The 21036-nt window shown below is 71.2% G+C and carries 15 protein-coding genes; 7 read left to right on the top strand and 8 right to left on the bottom strand.

Going from position 1 to position 21036, the window contains the following annotated elements:
- Positions 1 to 478: 478 nt before the first annotated feature.
- Positions 479 to 757 carry a DUF397 domain-containing protein gene (locus tag G3I77_RS21260; protein WP_248506063.1) on the bottom strand — a complete coding sequence of 93 codons (279 nt, stop codon included), beginning with the start codon at positions 755 to 757 and terminating at the stop codon, positions 479 to 481.
- Entirely contained in the window at positions 738 to 1592 is an 855-nt protein-coding gene (locus tag G3I77_RS21255) for a helix-turn-helix transcriptional regulator (RefSeq protein WP_248506061.1), read from the bottom strand. The genes G3I77_RS21260 and G3I77_RS21255 overlap by 20 nt, the downstream gene beginning before the upstream one ends.
- Before the next feature lie 156 nt (positions 1593 to 1748).
- Here G3I77_RS21255 and G3I77_RS21250 point away from each other — a divergent pair, with 156 nt between their 5' ends.
- A complete protein-coding gene (locus G3I77_RS21250; protein WP_248506045.1) occupies positions 1749 to 1952 on the top strand; it encodes a hypothetical protein in 204 nt (67 codons plus the stop codon).
- Positions 1952 to 2416, top strand: coding sequence for an ATP-binding protein (locus G3I77_RS21245; RefSeq protein ID WP_248506044.1), 465 nt, complete (start codon positions 1952 to 1954; stop codon positions 2414 to 2416). Before G3I77_RS21250 ends, G3I77_RS21245 begins: the two co-directional genes overlap by 1 nt.
- A 207-nt stretch (positions 2417 to 2623) precedes the next feature.
- Here the strand turns inward: G3I77_RS21245 and G3I77_RS21240 are convergent, their stop codons facing one another.
- The gene (locus G3I77_RS21240) at positions 2624 to 4453 is read right to left on the bottom strand and encodes a phosphoenolpyruvate carboxykinase (GTP) (RefSeq protein ID WP_248506043.1); all 1830 of its coding nucleotides are present in this window, start codon (positions 4451 to 4453) and stop codon (positions 2624 to 2626) included.
- A gap of 327 nt (positions 4454 to 4780) precedes the next feature.
- Here G3I77_RS21240 and G3I77_RS21235 point away from each other — a divergent pair, with 327 nt between their 5' ends.
- The 4 genes from G3I77_RS21235 to G3I77_RS21220 all read left to right on the top strand — a co-directional run bounded on the left by G3I77_RS21235 (position 4781) and on the right by G3I77_RS21220 (position 8783).
- Positions 4781 to 5494, top strand: coding sequence for a hemolysin III family protein (locus tag G3I77_RS21235; protein WP_248506042.1), 714 nt, complete (start codon positions 4781 to 4783; stop codon positions 5492 to 5494).
- A 118-nt stretch (positions 5495 to 5612) separates the two neighbouring features.
- Complete coding sequence (locus G3I77_RS21230) at positions 5613 to 7382, top strand: MFS transporter (protein WP_248506041.1); 1770 nt, start codon at positions 5613 to 5615, stop codon at positions 7380 to 7382.
- Positions 7383 to 7387: 5 nt separating this feature from the next.
- Positions 7388 to 8050: a TetR/AcrR family transcriptional regulator gene (locus tag G3I77_RS21225; RefSeq protein WP_248506040.1), complete on the top strand. Its 663-nt coding sequence runs from the start codon at positions 7388 to 7390 to the stop codon at positions 8048 to 8050.
- Between the two features lie 4 nt (positions 8051 to 8054).
- On the top strand, positions 8055 to 8783 hold the full coding sequence (locus G3I77_RS21220; protein WP_248506039.1) for a Mut7-C ubiquitin/RNAse domain-containing protein: 729 nt from the start codon (positions 8055 to 8057) through the stop codon (positions 8781 to 8783).
- Here G3I77_RS21220 and G3I77_RS21215 read toward each other — a convergent pair.
- From G3I77_RS21215 to G3I77_RS21195, 5 genes are all read right to left on the bottom strand, one after another.
- Positions 8774 to 11185, bottom strand: a complete 2412-nt coding sequence (locus tag G3I77_RS21215; RefSeq protein ID WP_248506038.1) for a galactose oxidase-like domain-containing protein — start codon at positions 11183 to 11185, stop codon at positions 8774 to 8776. The two genes, G3I77_RS21220 and G3I77_RS21215, sit on opposite strands and share 10 nt — an antisense overlap.
- Positions 11182 to 12375 (bottom strand): glycosyltransferase family 2 protein, encoded by a 1194-nt coding sequence (locus G3I77_RS21210; protein ID WP_248506037.1) that lies wholly within the window; start codon positions 12373 to 12375, stop codon positions 11182 to 11184. The genes G3I77_RS21215 and G3I77_RS21210 overlap by 4 nt, the downstream gene beginning before the upstream one ends.
- Complete coding sequence (locus G3I77_RS21205; protein WP_248506036.1) at positions 12372 to 14021, bottom strand: phospholipid carrier-dependent glycosyltransferase; 1650 nt, start codon at positions 14019 to 14021, stop codon at positions 12372 to 12374. The genes G3I77_RS21210 and G3I77_RS21205 overlap by 4 nt, the downstream gene beginning before the upstream one ends.
- The gene (locus tag G3I77_RS21200) at positions 14018 to 15307 is read right to left on the bottom strand and encodes a glycosyltransferase (protein ID WP_248506035.1); all 1290 of its coding nucleotides are present in this window, start codon (positions 15305 to 15307) and stop codon (positions 14018 to 14020) included. Before G3I77_RS21200 ends, G3I77_RS21205 begins: the two co-directional genes overlap by 4 nt.
- Before the next feature lie 146 nt (positions 15308 to 15453).
- A complete protein-coding gene (locus G3I77_RS21195; RefSeq protein WP_248506034.1) occupies positions 15454 to 17487 on the bottom strand; it encodes a thioredoxin domain-containing protein in 2034 nt (677 codons plus the stop codon).
- Between the two features lie 170 nt (positions 17488 to 17657).
- On the opposite strand from G3I77_RS21195, the gene G3I77_RS21190 reads away from it, so the two are divergent.
- On the top strand, positions 17658 to 20855 hold the full coding sequence (locus G3I77_RS21190; protein WP_248506033.1) for a tetratricopeptide repeat protein: 3198 nt from the start codon (positions 17658 to 17660) through the stop codon (positions 20853 to 20855).
- Positions 20856 to 21036: the final 181 nt, after the last annotated feature.

Genomic DNA, 21036 nt, shown 5'->3' with positions numbered 1-21036 from the left:
CACGTGCACTCGGCTGCTCGCGGTTCACCGGCTCGGCTTGCTCCGCACCTGACAAGCCGAGCCGACCACTCACCGGCCTCCGTCGGACAAGGTCCTGGGCTGCGGGCGGCCCGGAAAGGTGCCCTGCGGACGCCGCGTCCCGCTGAGCCCCCAGGGCTCCCTGGACGGCCCCGGTCCGCGCGCACCCGCAGCGACGCGGGGACCGGGCGCTACGGCCCCTCAGTGAGGGCCGTCGGGTACCCGCACCCGGGTCCGCCTCCTGGGAGTCACGCGGGAACGACCTGGGCAGCCCCCGCGACCGGGCACAGCGTGGCGTGGCCGTCGTGGTGCCCGGAAGAGGGCAGGCCCGCTGTCGCAGGTCGGCAGGCAGTGGACCGGACAGCGGAACGGGCCGGACGAAACGAGGTCTACCTGCTGGCCTGCCCGAAGCGTTGCGACCCGGCGGCTGTCTTTCCGGTGAACCAGCACTGACCCCGGATCACTTGAGGGAGGCGACGAACGACGTCCAGGCCGGGGCCGTGATGGTGAGGACCGGGCCGTGGGGGACCTTGGAGTCGCGGACGGGGACGACGGCGGTGTGGGCGTCGCACACCTCGACGCAGTCGCCGCCGTCGCCGTTGCTGTAGGTGCTCTTGCGCCAGCGGGCGGCGCCGGGGAACGCTTCTTCGGCTACCTCCACGCAGTCGCCGCCCGTTCCATTGCTGTAGCTGCTCTTGCGCCAGACGGCCGTGCGCAAGTCAGGTGCGTAGTTCGCCATTTCCGTCATCCTCAGCCGCTTGGTCGATCAGGGCGAGGGACGCCTCCGGGGGCAGTGCGGCGGCCCTGAGCCGATCGTATGCCTTGCGGTACTGCTTCACGAGGGCCGGATCGTCGATGGTGTCCCCGCTGTACTGGGACTCCAGATAGACCAGGGGTGGAGCGTCCGTGAAGGCCATGACCTTCGCCATGCCCATCATGAGCGGATGCGCCCCGCAGTTCCACGGAAGGATCTGGGGAACGATCCGGCGGCGTCGCGCGAGTTCCGCGATCCGCTCCCACTGTTCGGCGCTCTGGTCCGGCGGCAGGATCGGCTGCCGCAGCAGCGACTCGTGCAGGATCACCCAGTACTCCGGGGTCTTGTGGTCGTCCTCGAACAGCCGGGCCCGCGCCAGCCTGGCGGTCACCTTCTCCTCCACCTCCTCGTCAGGCGCCAGGGGATGCGCGGAGCGGGTGACCGCCCGCGCATACGCCTCCGTCTGCAACAACCCCGGCACCAGCGTCGGACACCACTCCTCGATGGTCTCCGCGTGCTGCTCAGCCTCCAGCACCCGCTCGAAGTAGCTCGCGTGCCCCCGCCGTTTCGCCCGCCGCACGTCCTCGCACCGCCGCCGGAAGAAGCCGTCCGTGCCGAGCACCTTGTCCACGTGCTCGGCGAGTTCCGCCGGCATCCGGCGCGTGCCGCGTTCGATCTCGCTGAGGTGGCTCGGGCCGTAGAAGCTGCCCTCGACGAGTTGCTGGAGGGTCAGGCCCGCCTCCTCCCGCTTCCAGCGCAACTCGCTGCCGTAGAAGGTCGGGACGCCCGTCGAACCGTCGATGTCCTTGCGCTGCCCCATCGTTCACCGTCCTTGGTGTGCCGTTACCGCCCGCTACCTAACCCGGCACCGCGTACGCGCAGATCAGGCGCGGGATGCCGATGGGCTGTCACGGTACGGCGGTCGGCGGCAGAGTGTGAGCGGTTCGTCACACAGCGCACTGGAAGGTGTGAACCCATGCACAGCCCCACCGAAGCCGACGTCTGCGTCGAGGAGTTGCGAGCCGCGCTCGCCGCACACGGCATCACCCTGCCGTCCCTCGGCGTCGACCTCCCGGCCTACGCCTCCCGCTGCCCCACGCGGCCGCTGGTCGCGCTCGGCAACTGCAATCTCCTCACCGCACGGGCGCTGACCACGGCCCTGCGCAAGGGGCCCGCGTGATGCCGCCGGCGCTGACGCTGGAGTTGCTCGCGACACCGGCCGGGGTGTCCGGCGTGCGGCGGGCACTGCGCTCGCACGGGATCGACGTGCAGCTCTGCGCGAGCGAACTCGTCACGAACGTCATCCGGCACGTCGGGGAGGGCGTCCCCGTCACGGTCCGGGTGTGGCGGGACGGCGGGCTGCTCCGGCTGGGGGTCACCGATCCCGACCCCCGGGCCCTGCCCGTCCTGGTCGCAGCGGCCGGGGCCGAGGCGGAATCCGGCCGAGGACTGGCGCTGCTCGACGCGCTGGCCCTGCGGTGGGGCGTGGAGCAGGAGGCCGGCCGCAAGACGGTGTGGTGCGAACTGTTCACCGACGCCGAAGCCGTCGCCGTCACCGCCGCCGGCACCCCGGAAACGCCCGAGCGCCCCGGTCGACGTAGTCCGTCGGCCGGAGCGCTCGGTCATCCATCGGCACGTTCGTGAGCCCGCTGGGCGGGCCGTGCCGAAGTCGGCGGGGTGAGCCCGTCACCGTCGTGCCCCGTCGGGGCGGACGGGGGACGGCGACGGGCTCGGCACCCGGCACGCCGTTGTGCGGGGCCCCGCCAATGCGTTCCGCGGCCGGTCAGACGTGACGATCGCTGGTCAGGGCACATCCCGGTCCCGACCGGCCGCGGAGCTCGGGGGTGGGGCTCAGCCCAGGCGCTCCACCAGCGCGCGGTACTGGTCCCACAGCTCCTTGGGCGTGTGGTCGCCGAAGGTGTTGAGGTGCTCGGGGACCAGGGCGGCCTCCTCGCGCCAGACCTCCTTGTCGACCGTGAGCAGGAACTCCAGGTCGGAGTCGGCCAGTTCCAGGCCGTCGGTGTCGAGGGCGTCCTTGGTCGGCAGGATGCCGATCGGCGTCTCGACGCCCTCGCCCGTGCCCTCCAGGCGCTCCACGATCCACTTCAGGACCCGGGAGTTCTCGCCGAAGCCGGGCCAGACGAACTTGCCCTGGTCGTCCTTGCGGAACCAGTTGACGTAGTAGATCTTCGGCAGCTTGGACTGGTCCTTGTCCTTGGCCACGTCGACCCAGTGGGCCATGTAGTCGCCCATGTTGTAGCCGCAGAACGGCAGCATCGCGAACGGGTCGCGGCGCAGCTCGCCGACCTTGCCCTCGGCGGCGGCGGTCTTCTCGGAGGCCACGTTGGCGCCGAGGAACACGCCGTGGTTCCAGTCGAAGGACTCCGTCACCAGCGGTACGGCGGTGGCGCGGCGGCCGCCGAAGAGGATCGCCGAGATCGGCACGCCCTTGGGGTCCTCCCACTCGGGCGCGATGATCGGGCACTGCGAGGCCGGGACGGTGAAGCGGGCGTTGGGGTGGGCGGCCGGGACGCCGGACTCGGGCGTCCAGTCGTTGCCCTTCCAGTCCGTCAGGTGGGCCGGGGTCTCCTCCGTCATGCCCTCCCACCAGATGTCGTTGTCGTCGGTGAGGGCGACGTTGGTGAAGACCGAGTTGCCCCACAGCGTCTTCATGGCGTTGGCGTTGGTGTGCTCGCCGGTGCCGGGCGCGACGCCGAAGAAGCCGGCCTCGGGGTTGATGGCGTAGAGGCGGCCGTCCTCGCCGAAGCGCATCCAGGCGATGTCGTCGCCGATGGTCTCGACCGTCCAGCCGGGGACGGTCGGCTCCAGCATGGCGAGGTTGGTCTTGCCGCAGGCGCTCGGGAAGGCCGCGGCGACGTACTTGGCCTCGCCGCGCGGCGGGGTCAGCTTGAGCACGAGCATGTGCTCGGCGAGCCAGCCCTCGTCACGGGCCATGACGGAGGCGATGCGCAGGGCGTAGCACTTCTTGCCGAGCAGGGCGTTGCCGCCGTAGCCGGAGCCGTAGGACCAGATCTCGCGGTCCTCGGGGAAGTGCGAGATGTATTTGGTCTGGTTGCAGGGCCAGGGGACGTCGGCCTGGCCGGGCTCCAGCGGGGCGCCCAGGGTGTGGACGGCCTTGACGAAGAAGCCGTCGGTGCCGAGCTCGTCCAGGACGGCCTGGCCCATGCGCGTCATGGTGCGCATCGAGACGGCGACGTAGGCGGAGTCGGTGATCTCCACGCCGAGCGCGGACAGCGGCGAGCCGAGGGGGCCCATGCAGAAGGGCACGACGTACATGGTCCGGCCACGCATCGAGCCGCGGAACAGGCCGCCCTCTCCCCCGGCGCCCCGGAAGATCTCCCGCATCTCGGCGGGGGCCTTCCAGTGGTTGGTCGGGCCGGCGTCCGCCTCCTTCTCGGAGCAGATGAAGGTCCGGTCCTCCACGCGGGCGACGTCGGTGGGGTCGGAGGCCGCGTAGTAGGAGTGGGGGCGCTTGATCGGGTCGAGTTTGCGGAAGGTGCCCTTCTCGACGAGCTCCTCGCACAGTCGCTCGTACTCGGCCTCGGATCCGTCACACCAGACCACGCTGTCCGGCTGCGTCAGTTCAGCGATCTCGTTGACCCACGAGATCAGCCCCTGATGGTTGGTGGGGACGGTGGGAGCCGCGATGTCGCGCGCCACGATTGCTCCTAAATGAGGGTTTTTTGTGATGTGGAGGCCCCGTGGGGGCTGCGACCCGGATGCTTCAGGGTGGATCTTGGCGCTCATCCGGTGCCGACCGCACTCATTTGATCATCCGACGTACGCGCCCATCTGTCCAGAGGAGCGCACAGGTGAGCAACGTGAGGCTCGCCACGGTTTCTGGCGCCCGCTTTGCGTGCACGTTGCGTTCACCTGACCATCCGTTTGCGTAACCATCGCCGGATCGCGATGAGAGGATGGCCACTCTTCGCCTGACAATCCGCGGCACTGATACGTCACTTACGGTTCCGTAGCTACCATTCGCCCATGACTGCGTTCGTCCCCGACGCGCCCACCGACTCGGCGGCCGACGGCCACGGTCCGCAGGCGCTCTCCCTGCCTCACCCGGTGAAGCCGAAACTGCGCGGCTGGCTGCACCTCGGCATGTTCCCGGCCGTTCTGGTCGCGGGCCTGGCGCTGACCGCCCTCGCCGACACCTCCAGAGGACGCATCGCCTGCGGCATCTTCGCTCTGACGGCATGCCTGCTGTTCGGCGTGAGCGCGCTGTACCACCGGGGCAACTGGAGCCCGCGCATGGACGGCGTCCTGCGCCGGCTGGACCACGCCAACATCTTCCTGATCATCGCGGGCACCTACACCCCGCTGACCATGCTGCTGCTCCCCGGCGCCAAGGGTCAGTGGCTGCTGTGGGGCATCTGGGCCGCGGCCCTGGCCGGCATCCTCTTCCGCGTCTTCTGGGTCGGCGCCCCGCGCTGGCTCTACACGCCCTGCTACATCGCGATGGGCTGGGCGGCCGTCTTCTACCTGCCGGACTTCATGCGGACCGGCGGTATCGCCGTCCTCGTCCTGGTCATCGTCGGCGGCCTGCTCTACAGCGCGGGCGGCGTGGTCTACGGAATCAAGCGACCGAACCCGTCACCGCGCTGGTTCGGCTTCCACGAGGTGTTCCACTCCTTCACCCTGGCGGCCTTCATCGCGCACTACGTGGGGATCTCGCTGGTGGCCTACCAGCACGGGTGACAGCTGCCGCACAGCACAGGGCCACGGCTTTCCGCGCCGTGGCCCTTTCTCATGTGCGCACACGTCTCCTGTGCCCACACGTTGACAGTGAGACTCTTTTGAGAGTAACTCTCATTTCATGGCTACTGTCACTCAGCAGGACTCCGGGCGCGGGGATCCCCGCCGCTGGTGGGCGCTCGGCGCCCTCGTCGCGAGCATGCTCGCGCTGGGATTCGATCTGACGATCCTCAACGTGGCGCTGCCGACGATGGCCGCGCAGCTGGGCGCGACCACCGGCGAACTGCAGTGGATCGTCGACTCCTACGTCGTCGTGTTCGCGGCGCTGATGCTGCCCGCCGGACTGCTCGGCGACCGGTTCGGGCGGCGCCGGATGCTGGTCACGGGCCTGGGGGTGTTCCTCGCCGGGTCGCTGGCCGGCACGCTGGTCGACACCCCGGAGCTGGTGATCGCGGCGCGCTCCCTGATGGGTCTCGGCGCCGCGCTGGTGATTCCGCTCGGCCTGTCCGTGCTGCCGTCGATGTTCGGCGAGGAGGAACGCGGCAAGGCCGTCGCCGCCGTCACCGCGTCCATGGCCGCGGGGATGCCGCTCGGGCCGCTGATCGGCGGGCTGCTGCTGGACCACTACTGGTGGGGCTCGATCTTCCTGATCAACATCCCCATGGCCGCGATCGGCATCGCCGCCTGTCTGCTCCTGCTGCCCGAGTCCCGCGACCCCTCCTCGCCCCGGGTGGACGCCCTGTCGACCACCTCCAGCGCGCTGGGGCTGGGTGCCCTGGTCTTCGGCATCATCGAGGCGCCCGAGCGCGGCTGGGGCAGCGGCCCGGTGCTCGGCTCGTTCGCGGTGTCCGCCGTGCTGCTCACCACCCTCGTCGCACGGGAGCGCCGCGCGGTGCGGCCCATGCTGGACCTGAAACTGCTCGGCCACCGGGGGTTCCTGTTCAACAGCCTGGCGGCGACGCTCGGCACGTTCGTCTTCTCCGGGCTGCTGTTCATGCTGCCCACGTATCTGCAGGAGGTCGGCGGCAGCGACGCCTTCGGCACCGGGCTGCGGCTGCTGCCGATGATGGGCGGGCTGATGGTCTCCGCACGGCTGAGCACCCTGCTGGTGCGGCGCACGGGACCGCGCCCGGTGGTCACCACGGGTCTGGTGGTGCTGTGCTTCGCCGCGCTGCTCGGCTCCCGCACGGAGCCCGGCTCCGGCTACGGATTCACCGCCCTGTGGCTGACGATCGCGGGCCTGGGCTTCGGCCTGGCGATGGTGCCCGCGATGGACGCGGCGCTCGGCGACATCCCCGCCGAGGAGGCGGGCAGCGGCTCCGGACTGCTGATGACGCTGCGCCAGGTGGGCGGCGCCATCGGCATCGCGCTGCTCGGCAGCCTCGTCGCGGGCGCCTACCACGACCGGCTCGACACCGCCGGACTGTCCCAGGGGGCGGCGGACGCGGCACGCGACTCGCTCAGCGGCGCCCACGCCGTGGCCGAGCGACTGGGGCTGCCGGCGCTCGCCCGCTCCGCCGACGCCGCGTATGTGGACGGCATGTCCACGGTCCTCGTGGTCTGCGGCATCGCGGCCCTGGTGACGGCGGCGCTGACGGCACTGCTGCTGCCCAACCCGCGGACCGCCGCGCAGGCCGGACAGCCCGGGGGGCTCGGCGGACCCGGGGGGCTCGGCGGACCCGGGGGGCTCGGCGGACCCGGGGGGCTCGGCGGACCCGGGGAAGCCGGAGGGGCCAGGGAGACCAGAGAGGCCGGGAAGCCCGGAGAGCCCGGGAGGCCCGGGAGGCCCGGCGGGCCCGGGGCCGGAGGGGCCGGGGGGCCCAGGAAGCCGCAGGCCGAGGCGGCCCCGGACGCGGACGTGGCCCGGCTGGAGGCCGATGACCGACAATGAGCCGTATGACCACGGCACGGACCCCTGTTCCCGAGGCCGCGCGCCATCTGGGCCTGCGGGAACGCAAGAAGATCAAGACGCGGATCGCGATCAGGGACGCCACGTACGCCTTGATCAAGGAGCAGGGGTACGAGACCACCACGGTCGAGCAGATCGCGGAGCGCGCCGAAGTCTCGCCGAGCACCGTCTTCCGCTACTTCCCCACCAAGGAGGACATCGTCCTGACGGACGAGTACGACCCCTTGGTGGAGGAACTGCTGCGGGCACGGCCCCGGGACGAACCCGTCCTGGAGTCGCTGCGCTGGTCGATCCGCCAGGGAATGACCATGGCCCTCGCCGAGACCGCGGACTCCGAGCAGGACGAGATGATCCTGCGCATCCGGCTGATGGTCGAGGTGCCCGTGCTGCGCGCGCGGATGATGGAGAGCATGTCCGTCACCGGGCGCCTGCTGTGCCGGGCGCTGGCGGAGCGCACCGGACGCGACCAGGACGAGCTCGAAGTGCGGGTGTACGCGATGGGACTGATGGGCGCCCTGCTGGAGGCGATGATCTACTGGGTCGAACGGGACTTCCGGGACGACCTGCCGGAACTGGTCGACCGCACCCTCGACACCCTCAAGGACCTGCCGAAACGGCCACCCGCTTCCGCGACCCCCATGACATCCTGACGGGGTGAACGGTCCCGAGATCCAGGTCGAGTTCGCCTCCGAGCTGCATGTGTTCGTGCCCCGTGCCCGGCAGGCGGGCACCCTGCGGGCCGCCACGGACGGCGTCTCCAGCCTCGGCCATGTCATCGAGTCGCTGGGGGTGCCGCTGACCGAGGTCGGCGCGCTGCTCGTGGACGGCCGCGAAGTGCCCTTCGCGCACGTCCCGGCGGCCGGCGAGTCGGTGACCGTACGGACCGTCGCGCGCCCCCAGCAGGTCCCGGGTCACCTGCGCTTCCTCCTCGACGTGCACCTCGGCACGCTGGCCCGCCGGCTGCGCCTCCTCGGCGTGGACACCGCCTACGAGTCGACCGACATCGGCGACCCGGCCCTCGCGGCGCGTTCGGCCGCCGAGCAGCGGGTGATGCTGAGCCGCGACCGGGGGTTGCTGCGCAGGCGCGAGTTGTGGGCGGGCGCGTTCGTCTACAGCACCCGGCCCGAGGAGCAACTGCGTGACGTCCTGGACCGCTTCCGGCCCGAGCTGCTCCCCTGGACGCGCTGCACGGCCTGCAACGGACTGCTGCGCAAGGCGACCAAGGACGAGGTCGCGGACCAGCTGAAGCACGGCACGCACGCCACGTACGACGTGTTCGCGCAGTGCACGGCGTGCGGCCGGGCGTACTGGAAGGGCGCGCACCACGAGCAGCTGGAGGCCATCGTGGAGCGCGCCCTGACGGAGTCACGCGGTCAGCGCTGACCCTTCTTCACATCACCCTTCCCACAGGCGATTCCGTCCCGGTTGCGGTCCAGGCCCAGCGGGTCGTCCTTGCCGTTGACCTTCAGGCGGCCGTAGTCGTTCGCCTTCAGCCACGCGCAGCGTGCTGCCGTCGTCCTCTTCACCTCCGCCGGGAAGTCCGTCGGCACGCAGACGTTGATCGAGCCGTAGTGGCGGTCGCAGCCGGAGACCGTGGGGCTGACCTTCTGCGAGGTGCGCTTCTTGCCGGGCCCCGCGACCTTGCCCTTCGGGGCGTCCGCGAAGTCGTGGACATGGGCCGAGGCGTCCGTCGCCTTGAGCGCCTGCGGGCCCTGGAGGTGCACCCACTTCGCCACCGACGGCACCCCGTTCGCGTCCACCGCGAAGAGCATGTACCAGCCGGGCGGGGCCAGGTTGGGGTTGCTCGTCACGTTCAGGTCGACGTTGTTTCCGTCGACCGACAGCGGCAGGTCGACGAACCGCTGGTTCGGGTCGGAGGAGTGCGTGACGGCGGCCGGGCGGATCAGCTCGGCCTTGGCGATCGGCCGGTCCACGGTGATCCGCTGGGTGTCGCCGTAGTTCCACTCGGTGTCGATCACCGAGGTGATCGCCGGACGCGGGCCCTTGAACAGGTAGGGCGGGCTGTACACCGACACGTCGTGGTTCCAGGAGCCGTTGCCCGGGTTGTCGCCGGTCGTCATCACCCGGCCGTCGGGCAGCAGGAACGCCGACGAGTGGTAGCCGCGCGCCTCGGGGTCGACGGCCACCGGGTCGAAGGTCTCCGACTCGGGGTCGAAGATCGACGTCTCGTAGACCGGGTTGGCACGGTTGTGCAGCGCGCCGCCCGTCTCCAGCACCTTGCCGTCGGGCAGGAGCACCGCGGAGACGTACATCTTGCCCTGGTCGCCGGTCTGCGGGACCGGGCCGTTGCCGAGGTCGACCGTGCCCTGCGGGATCGGCGGTCCGGCCACGTACGAGGGGCTCGGCTGCTTGAGGTCGATGATGTCGGTCAGGCGGTTCGCCTCCGGGTTGGAGTCGATGTTGCCGCCGCCGAGGGTGAGGACCCTCTGGTCCTGCGCCGGGGGCAGCAGCACGCTGGCGGACTGGTCGCGCTCGTCCTTGTCCCGCAGGCCCGGGACCTGGGTGATGGTGTTGGCGTCGTAGTCGTAGATCGCCGAGCCGGTGCCGGGGATGTTGTTGCCGAAGACGTGGCTGCCCGAGTAGAAGAGGCGGCCGTCCTGCATGAGGATCATCGACGGGTACAGGCCCCAGTACGACCAGGTCTGGTTGACCTTCCACAGCGGCTGCCACTGCTGCTCGGCCTCGGAGAACAGCTCGGCGGCGACCGAGCCGGTGGAGTCCTCGCGCAGCCCGCCGAAGGAGATGACGTCACCGTTGCCGAGGATCGTCGCCGACGGGTACCAGTGGCCGTCGTTCATGTCGTTGGTCTTCGTGTAGGTCTCGGTCTCCGGGTCGAAGACGTACGAGTCCTTGTAGCCCTGGTAGCCGACACGGCCGTCCGCCGTCGGGTAGCCCTTGTTGCCGCTCATCACGAGCACGCGCCCGTCCTGGAGCTGCACGTGCCCCGCGCAGAACATGTCCTTCGGCGTCGGGATGACCTTGTAGGAGCCGTCCGCCGGGTCGTACACCGCCGAGGTGAAGGTGCCGGCCTCGAACATCGACTCGTCGTTGCCGGAGCCCGCGATCAGCAGCACCTTGCCGTTGTGGAGCACGACGGAGTGCATGGAGCGCACCGGGTTCTGCGTGGGCAGCACGTCCCACTTGCCGTTCGCGCACTGTTCGGCGGTGCCCGTGCACTCCGGGGGCAGGACCGGGTCGGGGACCTGGTCCATCGTGTAGTCGTCGGTGGTGGCGGAGCCGGTGCCGTAGACGGAGACGCCCCAGGAGATGCGGTCGGTGCCGGCCGGGACCTCGGGCGTGCGGACCGTGGCCTCGGTCCAGTCGCCGGCCATGTCCAGCGTCTTCAGGTCGGTCCAGTACTGCCAGCCGGCCGTCGTGTCGTGCCGGAACAGGGTGATCGCCGCGTCCGGGGTCGTCGTCTTGTACCAGAGGCCGAGGTCGTACTGCTTGCCCGGCGTCACCACCGGGGCGCACGCGGCGGACTCGGTGATCAGCGCCTTGCGGTCGCCCTCGACGCGGCGGGTCAGCTCGACCTTCATGGCCTTGGCGCCGGTGTGCGCGTCGGCCGTGGTGGTGAAGGTGAAGTCGTTGTCACCCCAGCCGGACTTCTCCCAGCAGTACGGCATGTCGTCGGCGCCGGCGGTCTCGAAACCCGGGTTCTTGATGAGGTTGGCGGCGACGGCGGGCTGGGGTGCGGTCAGCAGGAGGCCGGCCGTGAGCGCGCCCACGCCGACGAGTGCGGTTCTTCTCCGGTACTTGTTCACACGGCTCTCCTTGCGGTGCGGCTGTCGCGCACGGGCTTCTCACGACCCCGGCGCGGCAGGTAGACCAGCGCTTCGGTCCCGGCGAAGCGCAGGACGAACGTCGTCACCAGCGCGAGCGCGGTGGCCGACAGCACGCCCAGGTCGAGCTGGTGCACGAACAGGGCGATCAGCGGGATGCGCAGCACCAGATCGGCGTTGGCGAGCAGCGCGAACCGCCCGGCCCGGTCCCACCAGCGCCGGTGCCGGCGCCGCTCGCGGAACAGCAGGTGCTCGATGAGCACGAAGTTCCAGGCGACACCGAGCTGGTTGGCGAGGATCTCCGCCGGTACGTAGTGCATGCCGGCGGCGGTCAGACCCCACAGGCCGAGCAGGTTCGGCAGGAAGCCGGTGAGCCCGATCAGCCCGAACCCGACCATGCGCGCGGCCGGAGAGGCGGTGCGCAGCCCGGCCAGATGGCGCAGGAAGCGGAAGCCTTCCTGCGCGGTCGACTTGGACTCCCCCGCGAACCGGTCCTGGAAGACGAACGGCACCTCGGTGACGCGGCGCGGGCGGCTGCGGACGGCGAGTTCGAGCAGGATCTTGTAGCCGAGCGGCTGGAGGACCTCGGCCGTGACCGCGCTGCGGCGGATCGCGAAGAAGCCGCTCATCGGGTCGCTGATGCCGTGCAGCCGACGCGGGAACAGCGCCTTGGTCAGCCAGGTCGCCCCGCGCGAGACGGCCACGCGGTAGCTGCCCGCGAGTCCGGCCCGGCTGCCGCCCTTGATGTACCGGGAGGCCACGACGAGCCCGGCGTTCGCCCGCTCGCCGGTGGCGACCAGGTCGGGTACGAGGGACGGCGGGTGCTGGCAGTCGCCGTCCATGACGACGATCCAGTCCGAGGTGGCCGCCTTCAGGCCCTCGACGACCGCGCCGCCGAGCCCGCCCACCGGCTCCTCGCGGTGCAGCACGGTCACCGGGAACGGGCAGTCCTGCGCCGCCTTCTCGATGACCTGGGGCGTGTCGTCGGTGGAGTCGTCCACGAAGACGACCTCGCAGGGCAGCCGCGCCGGGACGGCCTCGGTGATCTGGTGCAGCAACTGCCGTACGTTCGCCGACTCGTTGAACGTCGGTACGACGATGGTGACGGCGCCCGGCTCGGGGATCTCAGCGGTCTCGACGACCTCGGCGGGGACGGTGGACTCCTGGCTCATCGCGCGCCTCCGGCGGACGTCTGGATCTGGCGGATCTCGATGCGGTCCTCGCCCGTACCGAAGGTGGCGACCGGGTCCGAGTGCTCCATGGCGGCCTTGACGTTGGGCAGGTCGGCCGCGTCCCGCCGCACGGTCGGCGAGGCGACGACGTAGTCGAGGTCCTTCCAGCCGCGCGGCATCGTCTTCGTCACCGCCGGGTCGAGGTCGGCCTTGTAGAACCAGATGACGCCGAGGCCCGGCCGGTAGCCCTGGTGCACGAGGTCGAGCCAGAGCGCGTCGTCCACCAGCACCCGGGTGCGCTCCGGGTCCTCGACCTCCGTGGCCAGCCACTTGGAGGCGGCCTTGTAGGGGGCGTTGGCGTCGGTGGTGACGGCCGTGCGGGCCCCGTCGTACCAGTGCGGGACGACGTAGGCACCGGCGGCCAGGGCGAGGACGGCGGCGAGCGTGTACCGGCCCGCGCTGACGTACCGGTGCTCCGCCTCGGAGCGCCAGCGGCTCAGCACCGCGTGGGCGACGGAGGCGGTGCCTCCGGCGAGGACCAGCGCGAGGAACGGCAGGGCCTGGATGACGTACATCGCGGGCAGGTAGCCGTTCGGGCGCAGGGCCAGCGCGGCGAGGATCGCCACGGCCAGGGCCGGTCCGGCCAGGGCGCGGGCGGTGACCGACCAGCGCCAGGTGACGAGGAGGAGCAGCGCGCCCGCGAGGCCCCCGAGGGGCAGGATCCGGTCGTAGTACAGCCACGACTGGAGCACGCCCCAGGAGCCGGAGCCCTGGTCGAGGATGAAGCCCGAACCGGGTCTGGTCATCTGGTACTTGACACCGTCCCACAGGGACACGTGCCCGGCGCCCGGCAGCAGCTCGCCCTTGAGCAGGGCGAACAGCGGGTACGCGAAGCCGATCAGGGCGCAGGCCGTGACGGCTCCGGTGAGGGCGAACTTGCGGGTGTCCTTGTGGCTGTGGCGCCACATGGTGAGGAACAGCGCGGGCAGGACGACGAGCATCGTCTCCTTGGTGAGCACGGCCGTGGCGGCCGCGATGCCCGCACCGAAGTGGTGCCAGAGGTGACGGCTCGGGGAGGCGGCCAGCGTGAAGGCCAGCAGCGTCCACATCACCGCGAGGTTGTCGAGGAAGATCTCCCGTTGGAGGACGACCGACAGCGGCGAGAGCCCGAATAACACCATGCCGAGCGCGGCCGCCCAGCGGGGCAGCGCGAGGCGACGGCCCAGCACGAAGATCAGGACCGCGCTGATGCCGCTGATCACCAGCATCGCGGCGCGCATGGTGCCCACCGTCATCGACTCGGGGCTGATCAGCGCGGGGATCCAGGTCAGCAGGGCGATCTGGATCCAGCCGAGCGGCGGATGGTCGTACCAGTAGGTGTAGTGGGCGAGGCCGTTGCCCTGCTGGACCGACCAGGCCTGGGCGAGGTAGGTGCCCTCGTCGTCGCTGAGGGCCGGGTAGTCGCCGATGTTCCAGCCCTGCACGACGAGGATCGCCACGAGCAGGACACCGCACAGGAGCAGGTCGGAGCGGGAGGAGCGCAGCCGGCTCGGCGGCTCCGGTCGCCGGTGCGCACCGGTGCGGGGCGCGGGCCGGCGCTGCGCGGGGACCTTCGCTGCGGTCACCGCGGGAAGGGTGGAGGTCACGCGGGAACGTCCTCTCGGGTCACGGGAACGTCCTGGCGGGTCACTGCCGCCTCGTCGAGATGCGCGCCGACATGGGACGTCAGCTCCCAGTCGTTGCGGCCGCGCTGCTCACGCCACACGGCCCGCACGGCCGCGCCGGCGAGCAGGACCTGGTAGAAGGGGCCGCCCAGGATCAGCTTCAGGTAGTGCCCGAGGCGGACGCGCAGCCCGTACTGCTTGCCGAAGTCGTGCAGTCCGACGATCTCGAAGACGAAGGTGACCAGCGCGGTGACAGCCGGCAGGAAGGTGATGAAGGCGATGCCGACGGGCACGTCCAGGAACAGGGCGATCGCCACGTTCAGCGGGATGATCAGGCCGGTGAAGGCCTGCATGAACGGCGTCATCAGGGTGTAGCGGGCGAGCAGCCGCTGCCCGAGGGTGGGCAGTTGCTTCCAGTCCTTCTTCCGGTACACCTGGAGGAACCCCTGGTTCCAGCGGGTGCGCTGCTTCAGCAGGGACATCAGCGAGCCCGGGGTCTCCTCGCGGGTCACCATGTCGGAGTCGTAGGCGACGACGACCTTCTTGCCGACGCTGGAGAGCCGGACGCCCAGGTCGCAGTCCTCGGCGAGGCAGTTCGGATCCCAGCCGTCGGCTTCCCGCAGGACGTCCGTGCGGACGAAGACGGTGTTGCCGCCGAGCGGAATGAAACCTTTCTGCGCGTGCAGGTGGAGCCGCGAGCGGAACCAGAAGAAGTACTCCAGGCAGTTGCGCAGGCTGTACCAGCTGGAGTGGAAGTTGATCAGCTGCACCCCGCCCTGGACGACGTCCGCGCCGGTGGTACGGAAGGCGTGGTCGACGTGCGCGAGGAGCTCGGGGTGGACCTGGTCCTCCGCGTCGAACACGCCGACGACGTCGCCGCGGCAGTGCGGCAGCGCCGTGTTCATGGCCTTCGGCTTGTTCTTCTTCTCGTGCGTGTCGACGACGACCCGGACCCGTGGGTCACGCGCGGCGGCCTGCTCGGCCACCGCGGTGGTCTCCGGGTCGTCGTGCCCGACGATCACGATGATCTCGAAGTCGGTGTGGCTCGACTCCAGCAGCCGCTGGATCGTGTGGTCCAGCACCGCCTGTTCGTGCCGCGCGGGCAGCAGCAGCGAGAAGGAGACGTGCTCGTCCCCGTCCGGACTGCTGAACCGGGTGGAGGCGAGCACTTCCGGCGTACGCCAGGCGTGCATCTGCCACCACAGAGTGAACGCCGCCATCCAGAACAAGGCCAGTGAAACGGCAGCGATGAAGACAGACGTCAGCAAACAGATCCCCCCAGATCCCAGAACCCCCTGTCGTGACGGTGGGCCGGTGCGGCCTCATCCGCCACGTCACTGTGCAGAGATTAGGGGGGAACTGTGAAGCCTGGGGGCTGTTCAGATAAAGACCATGTTTCCGTTGATACGTGACTTCAGCCACTCAAGACCGCACGCAGGCGGGCGAGTTCGGTCGTCGGGGCGTCGCAAGTGAAGTTACGGCAGACGTACGCGGCCGGTTCACCATCGACCAGCGGACGGTCCGCGAGCAGCGGGAACTCGTCGCTGCCCGGGGCACCCACGGCGACCACCGCACCGGGCGCGGTGCCCAGAAGTGCTGTGCGGTGCAAGGCCCTTGTGCCTTCCTCGTCCAGGGTCGGACCCACGATCGCGACCTCGCGCGGACCGTCCAGCACGGCCTCCGCCGCGGCCAGCCCCCAGCCGATGAACCGGGGCACCCGCGGGCCCAGCGCCTTCACGACGCCCAACGCCCTCTCGGCGGCGGTGCGGTGAGGCTCGGAGCCGGTGTGCGCGGCGTAACTCAGCAGGGCGTTCGCGGCAGCCGTCCAGCCTGACGGGGCCGCGTTGTCGGTCGGATCCTGCGGGCGGCGGATCAGCCGCTCGGCGTCGGCCGCGGTGTCGTACAGCGAGCCCGACTCGGGATCGGTGAAGCGGACCAGGACGTGATCGAGGAGGAACCCGGCGAACTCCAGCCAGACCCCCTCCCCGGTGACGGACGCGAGCGCGAGGAAACCCTCCGCCACATCCGCGTAGTCCTCCAGGACACCCGCGTTGGCACCGGCATGGCCGTCCTTGCTGGTGCGGGTGAGCCGGGCCTGCTCGTCCAGGTGCAGCCGGACGAGCAGGTCGGCCGCGGCGACGGCGGCCTCGACCAGATCCGGCCGGTCGAAGTAGGCACCGGTCTCGGCGAGCGCGGCGATCGCCAGGCCGTTCCAGGCGGCGACGACCTTGTCGTCCCGGCCGGGCGCTGGCCGCTCCGACCGCGCCGCCAGCAGCCGCTCGCGGATCGAGGCGATCTTCCCCGCGTCGGACAGGCCGTCCCGCACGGGCAGTTGGAGGACGGACGCGCCCTCCTCGAACGTGCCCTCCTCGGTCACACCGAAGTGCTGCGCGGCGAGGTCGGCGTCCTGCTCACCGAGAACCTCCCGCAGCTGCTCCGGCGTCCACACGTAGTACGCGCCCTCGACGTGCCTGCCCATGCCGTCGTCGCTGTCGGCGTCCAGCGCGGAGGCGAACCCGCCCTCGTTCGTGCGCAGTTCACGCACCATGAAGTCGGCGGTCTCCAGAGCGACCCGGCGTGCCGGCTCCGAGCCTGTGGACCGCCACAGGTGGGCGTACACCCGGCACAGCAGGGCGTTGTCGTACAGCATCTTCTCGAAGTGCGGCACGACCCAGTCACGGTCGACGGAGTAGCGGGCGAAGCCGCCCCCGAGCTGGTCGTACATACCGCCCCGGGCCATGCGCTCACAGGTGTCCTGCGCCATCTGCAGGGCACCCTCGGCGCCGGTCCGCGCATGGTGGCGCAGCAGGAACTCCAGCACCATGGACGGCGGGAACTTCGGCGCCCCGCCGAATCCGCCGCGCTGCGGGTCGTACTCCCGGGTGAGCCCGAGCAGCGCCTGCGCGAGCTCCTCCTCGCCGGGGGTCTGCGCGTCGCCGTAGGAGATCTCCCGCCCGGCCAGATCCCGGACGATCTTCCCGGCGACCTCGGTCACCTCGTCCCGCCGCTCGTCCCACGCCTGGTGCACACCCTGGAGCACCTGCCGGAACGACGGCATGCCCTGGCGGGGAGCGGGCGGGAAGTACGTACCGAAGTAGAACGGCTCGGCGTCCGGCGTGAGAAAGACGGTCATGGGCCAGCCGCCCTGCCCGGTCGCCGCCTGCACGGCCTCCATGTAGACGGCGTCGACGTCGGGGCGCTCTTCGCGGTCGACCTTGATGTTGACGAAGTGCTCGTTCATGACGGCGGCGGTCACCTCGTCCTGGAAGCTCTCCTTCGCGAGGACGTGGCACCAGTGGCAACTCGAGTAGCCGACACTCAGGTGCACCGGGACACCCCGTCGGCGCGCCTCCTCGAAAGCCCCTTCCGACCAGGGCCACCAGTCGACCGGGTTGTCGGCGTGCTGGAGCAGGTACGGGGACGTCTCATGAGCCAGTCGGTTCGGCATGTTTCCATCCTGCCTCACGGCGGCCACCCGGCCGGGGAACGCGCCCCTCGGGCGAGCGGGCAGCTCGCAGGTCACCGGACCGGGTCCGTTGATCGTTGCCCCCCTCGCGCTGACGCGTCCCACCAAGGACACTCGTAGGCACAGGAGTTGCCGCCGGAGGGGGACATGACATGCGGGACAGTCATCGGGCGGAGGCCGAGCGGCTGTTGGCGCGGGCCGTTGAGGAGGAGGTGCGCCGCTCCGGCGGGCGCACCGACGGGAAGGTACTGCTCGCTCGGGCGCGCGGGGCGCTCGACGCGATGGCGCGGAGCGCGTCCGAGGAGTACGAGGCCTACACGCGCGCTCTGGACGAGGCGGCGGCCGGGCAGCTGACCTTCGGGCAGCGTTATGCCCGGGAGGGCGCCGGGACGCCGCTGCTGGTGGCCGGGGTGGCGGCGGTCGCGGCCGTCGTCGCCGACATGGCGCTCGGCACGGGGACCGGGACGGCTCTCGGGGCGGGTGTGACGGTGGGTGTCGTGGGTGCGACGGCGACGGTGGTGAAGGTGGTCGGGTCGCATCTGCCGGCCGCGAGTCGTCGCGCCGGTGCCGTGAGCCAGCCGGGCGGGCCCGAGCAACTGCGGCTCCAGTGGCTGACGGCGCTGGAGGTGCGGGGCATCCGGCCGTTCCTGGATCAGCAGCGGGTGCTCGCGGCCTCGACCGGGCCGAAGAAGACGGGGCCGCGGCTGCGGGGCGCGGACAAGAGCGCGGCGGCGCGCGGGCGCAACGTGCTGGAGCAGTCCTTCAGACAGCTGCCGGAGCCGGCGGAGCCGTTCGCGGGACGGCGGCACGAGCTGGCGCAGATCCGGCAGTGGGTGCAGTCGGCCCGGGCGAGCACGGAGACCCAGCCGACCGTGGTCGTCCTGCACGGCACGCCCGGCAGCGGCCGTACGACGCTCGCGGTGCACGCCACGCACGATCTGAAGGACTACTTCCGCGGCGCCTGTGTCGTCGACCTGCGCGCCGAGGGGCCGGGCGAGTCCCCGCTGTCCACGCGCGACGCCCTGCTGCATCTGCTGAACCGGCTCGGCGCGCCTCGCGAGCAGTTGCTGTTCCGCGAGCGTTCCTCCCCCGACCAGCAGGTGAAACGGCTGAGCGAGCTGTATCACCAGCATCTGACGGGCCTGCCGGTCACGGTCGTCCTCGACGACGCCTCGGACGCGGAGCAGATCCGCTCCCTGGTCCCGGAGCGGTCCGACAGCCTGGTGCTGGTGACGGCGCGGGGCCCGCTGGAGCTGGAGGGCCTGCCCGCGCGGGTGCACCAGCTGGCGGTGGCGCCGCTGGACGCCGCCGGTGCGGAGGAGTTGCTGGGGGCGGCGGCGCAGGACCGGTCCGGGCCGTACGACGCGGAGTCCGCGGACCGGGTGCGGGAGCTGTGCGGCGGGCTGCCGCTGGCACTGCGCATCGCGGGCTCGTGCCTCGGCCCGCGCTCCCCGCGTGCGCTGGCCACGGACCTCGACGCGTACGGGCCGGTCGAGCCGGTCGAACGTGCCCTGTGGCTGCGCTACACGGACCAGTCGGAGACCGTACGGCGGTTGCTGCGCCGGCTGGCCCTGGCCGGCCGGGCCTCGCTGGGTGCCGCCGCGGCCGCCGCGCTGCTGGCCACGGACGAGGCGGAGGCGAAGCGGCATCTGCGGGTCCTGACCCGCGCCGGCCTGATCGACCACGTCCGGGGCGACCGCTACCGGCTGCACGATCTGGTCCGTTCCTTCGCGCAGGCCCGTCTTCTCGACGAGGAGGAGCCGGCCGAGCGCACGGCGGCGCAGGAGCGGCTGATCGTGAACTACGCCGAGCTGGCCGACTCGGTGCTGCGGATGGTCGACGGCAACATGTCGACCCGCACCAATCGCTTCAGCCCGTACGGCTTCCCCTCCCTCGACGAGGCGCTGCGCTGGCTGGACGACGAGTCGAGCTTCATCACGGCGGCGCTGCGGCATGCCGAGGGTGTGGACCGGGCGGCGGTGCTGAACCTGCTGGGTGCGCTGTGCGACTACTGCCTGCTGCGGGGTGACCTGTACCGCCTGGGCGAGATCAGCGAGCTGGCGCAGGCGGTGGACGAGGGCCTGCTGGTCCGCTCGGTGCAGTGGCGCACGGGTATCGCGGCGCGGCAGCTGGGCGAGCTGGACAAGGCCCGTACGACCCTCGCGTCGGTCGTGGACCTCTACCGGGAGGCACATCATGACGCGGGTGCCGCCCGCGCGCTGTGCTCCCTCGGCATCACCCTGCACCATCAGGGCAATCTGACGGAGGCGTCGGCGAAGCTCCGCGAGGCCCTCGCCCTGCAGTCCTCCCCCGAGCTGGCCACGGACCGGGCGTGGACGATGCACGCCCTGGCGGCGGTGGAGCGGGACCGGGCCAGGGTGGCGGAGGCGCTGGACCTGCTGACCGAGTCCCTGGTGCTGCATCGTGCGGGCGAGTCCGTGCACGGTCAGGCGTGGGCGCACTTCCAGCTCGGTCAGCTGGGGCTGCGCATGGGCGACGTCCCGCGAGCCGAGGGCGAGCTGCGGGCGGCCCTGGAGCTGTACGGGCGGACTCGTGACGCCCGTGGTGAGGCCTGGGCCCTGACGCAGCTGGCCCGGGCCCTGCTGGTGGCGGGTGACGCGTCGCCGGCCGTGGAGGAGCTGCGCGGGGCGGCCGCGCGGCACCGGGACAACGAGGACGCGCGCGGCGAGGCCTGGACCCTGTACTACCTGGGCCAGGCCCTGGAGGAGACGGGCAGTCTCGATCAGGCGGTCCGCGAGCTGGAACGCGCCCGCACGATGTTCTCCCGCATGCGGGACGTCTACGGTCTGGCGTGCGCCCGCCACCACTCGGCCCGCGTCACCCGCGACCAGCGGGCGGCGCAGACGGGTTCCTTGCGGAATTCAGGCTTCGCGCGGCAATTGCTGGTCGATGCCCGGGCCGACTTCCAGCGGATCGGTGTCGCCCACGGCGAGGCCTGGACGTGCCTGGAACTGGCGGTCGTGGACGCGGGCAACGCCCGCACCCAGCAGGCTCTGGCGCTGTGCGACGAGGCGGTGGAGCTCTTCGCGTCCTACGGCGACCGCCGGGGCGAGGACTGGGCCCGCTTCCTGCGCTGCACGCTCCTGCCCTATGCGGCCCCGGGCGGCATGGAGGTGGGTGCGGCGGTGGCGCAGGAGGAGCTGGCGCAGTTGTCCCGGGCGGGCCATGGGCTGCGCGACCGGAAGCTGGACGACTACCTCGACGCGTACCGGCTGCTGCTGGAGCGGGGCGTGACCCTGGAGGCGGGCTGGCAGGCCTGGCGGCTGGGCATGGTGCCGAACCGGCATGCGCGCGAGGTGATGGGCGTGGCCGTGGAGTCGAAGGCGTAGGCCCGGGGCGCGCGGGAGCCCGTCGGCGACGCTCCTGGAGGGCACGCCGGGTGCCGTCGGGATGCTCCTCGCTCCGGACACCACACTCCGGACACCACACTCCGGGCGGCGCTCCTCCAGGGGTGAGCTACCCGTCGGCGGCACTGCTCGGCGCGCGCGACGCACCCGTTGGCGGCGCTCG

This window comes from Streptomyces sp. D2-8, assembly GCF_023184515.1.
Taxonomy (GTDB): Bacteria; Actinomycetota; Actinomycetes; order Streptomycetales; family Streptomycetaceae; genus Streptomyces.
This window is presented reverse-complemented; position numbering and strand designations above follow the sequence as displayed.

Bases quoted from the DNA above. Each gene is read 5' to 3' on its own strand.
- G3I77_RS21260 (WP_248506063.1), bottom strand. From the start codon at position 757: ATGGCGAACTACGCACCTGACTTGCGCACGGCCGTCTGGCGCAAGAGC.
- G3I77_RS21255 (WP_248506061.1), bottom strand. From the start codon at position 1,592: ATGGGGCAGCGCAAGGACATCGACGGTTCGACGGGCGTCCCGACCTTC.
- G3I77_RS21250 (WP_248506045.1), top strand. From the start codon at position 1,749: ATGCACAGCCCCACCGAAGCCGACGTCTGCGTCGAGGAGTTGCGAGCC.
- G3I77_RS21245 (WP_248506044.1), top strand. From the start codon at position 1,952: ATGCCGCCGGCGCTGACGCTGGAGTTGCTCGCGACACCGGCCGGGGTG.
- G3I77_RS21235 (WP_248506042.1), top strand. From the start codon at position 4,781: ATGACTGCGTTCGTCCCCGACGCGCCCACCGACTCGGCGGCCGACGGC.
- G3I77_RS21230 (WP_248506041.1), top strand. From the start codon at position 5,613: ATGGCTACTGTCACTCAGCAGGACTCCGGGCGCGGGGATCCCCGCCGC.
- G3I77_RS21225 (WP_248506040.1), top strand. From the start codon at position 7,388: ATGACCACGGCACGGACCCCTGTTCCCGAGGCCGCGCGCCATCTGGGC.
- G3I77_RS21210 (WP_248506037.1), bottom strand. From the start codon at position 12,375: ATGAGCCAGGAGTCCACCGTCCCCGCCGAGGTCGTCGAGACCGCTGAG.
- G3I77_RS21195 (WP_248506034.1), bottom strand. From the start codon at position 17,487: ATGCCGAACCGACTGGCTCATGAGACGTCCCCGTACCTGCTCCAGCAC.
- G3I77_RS21190 (WP_248506033.1), top strand. From the start codon at position 17,658: ATGCGGGACAGTCATCGGGCGGAGGCCGAGCGGCTGTTGGCGCGGGCC.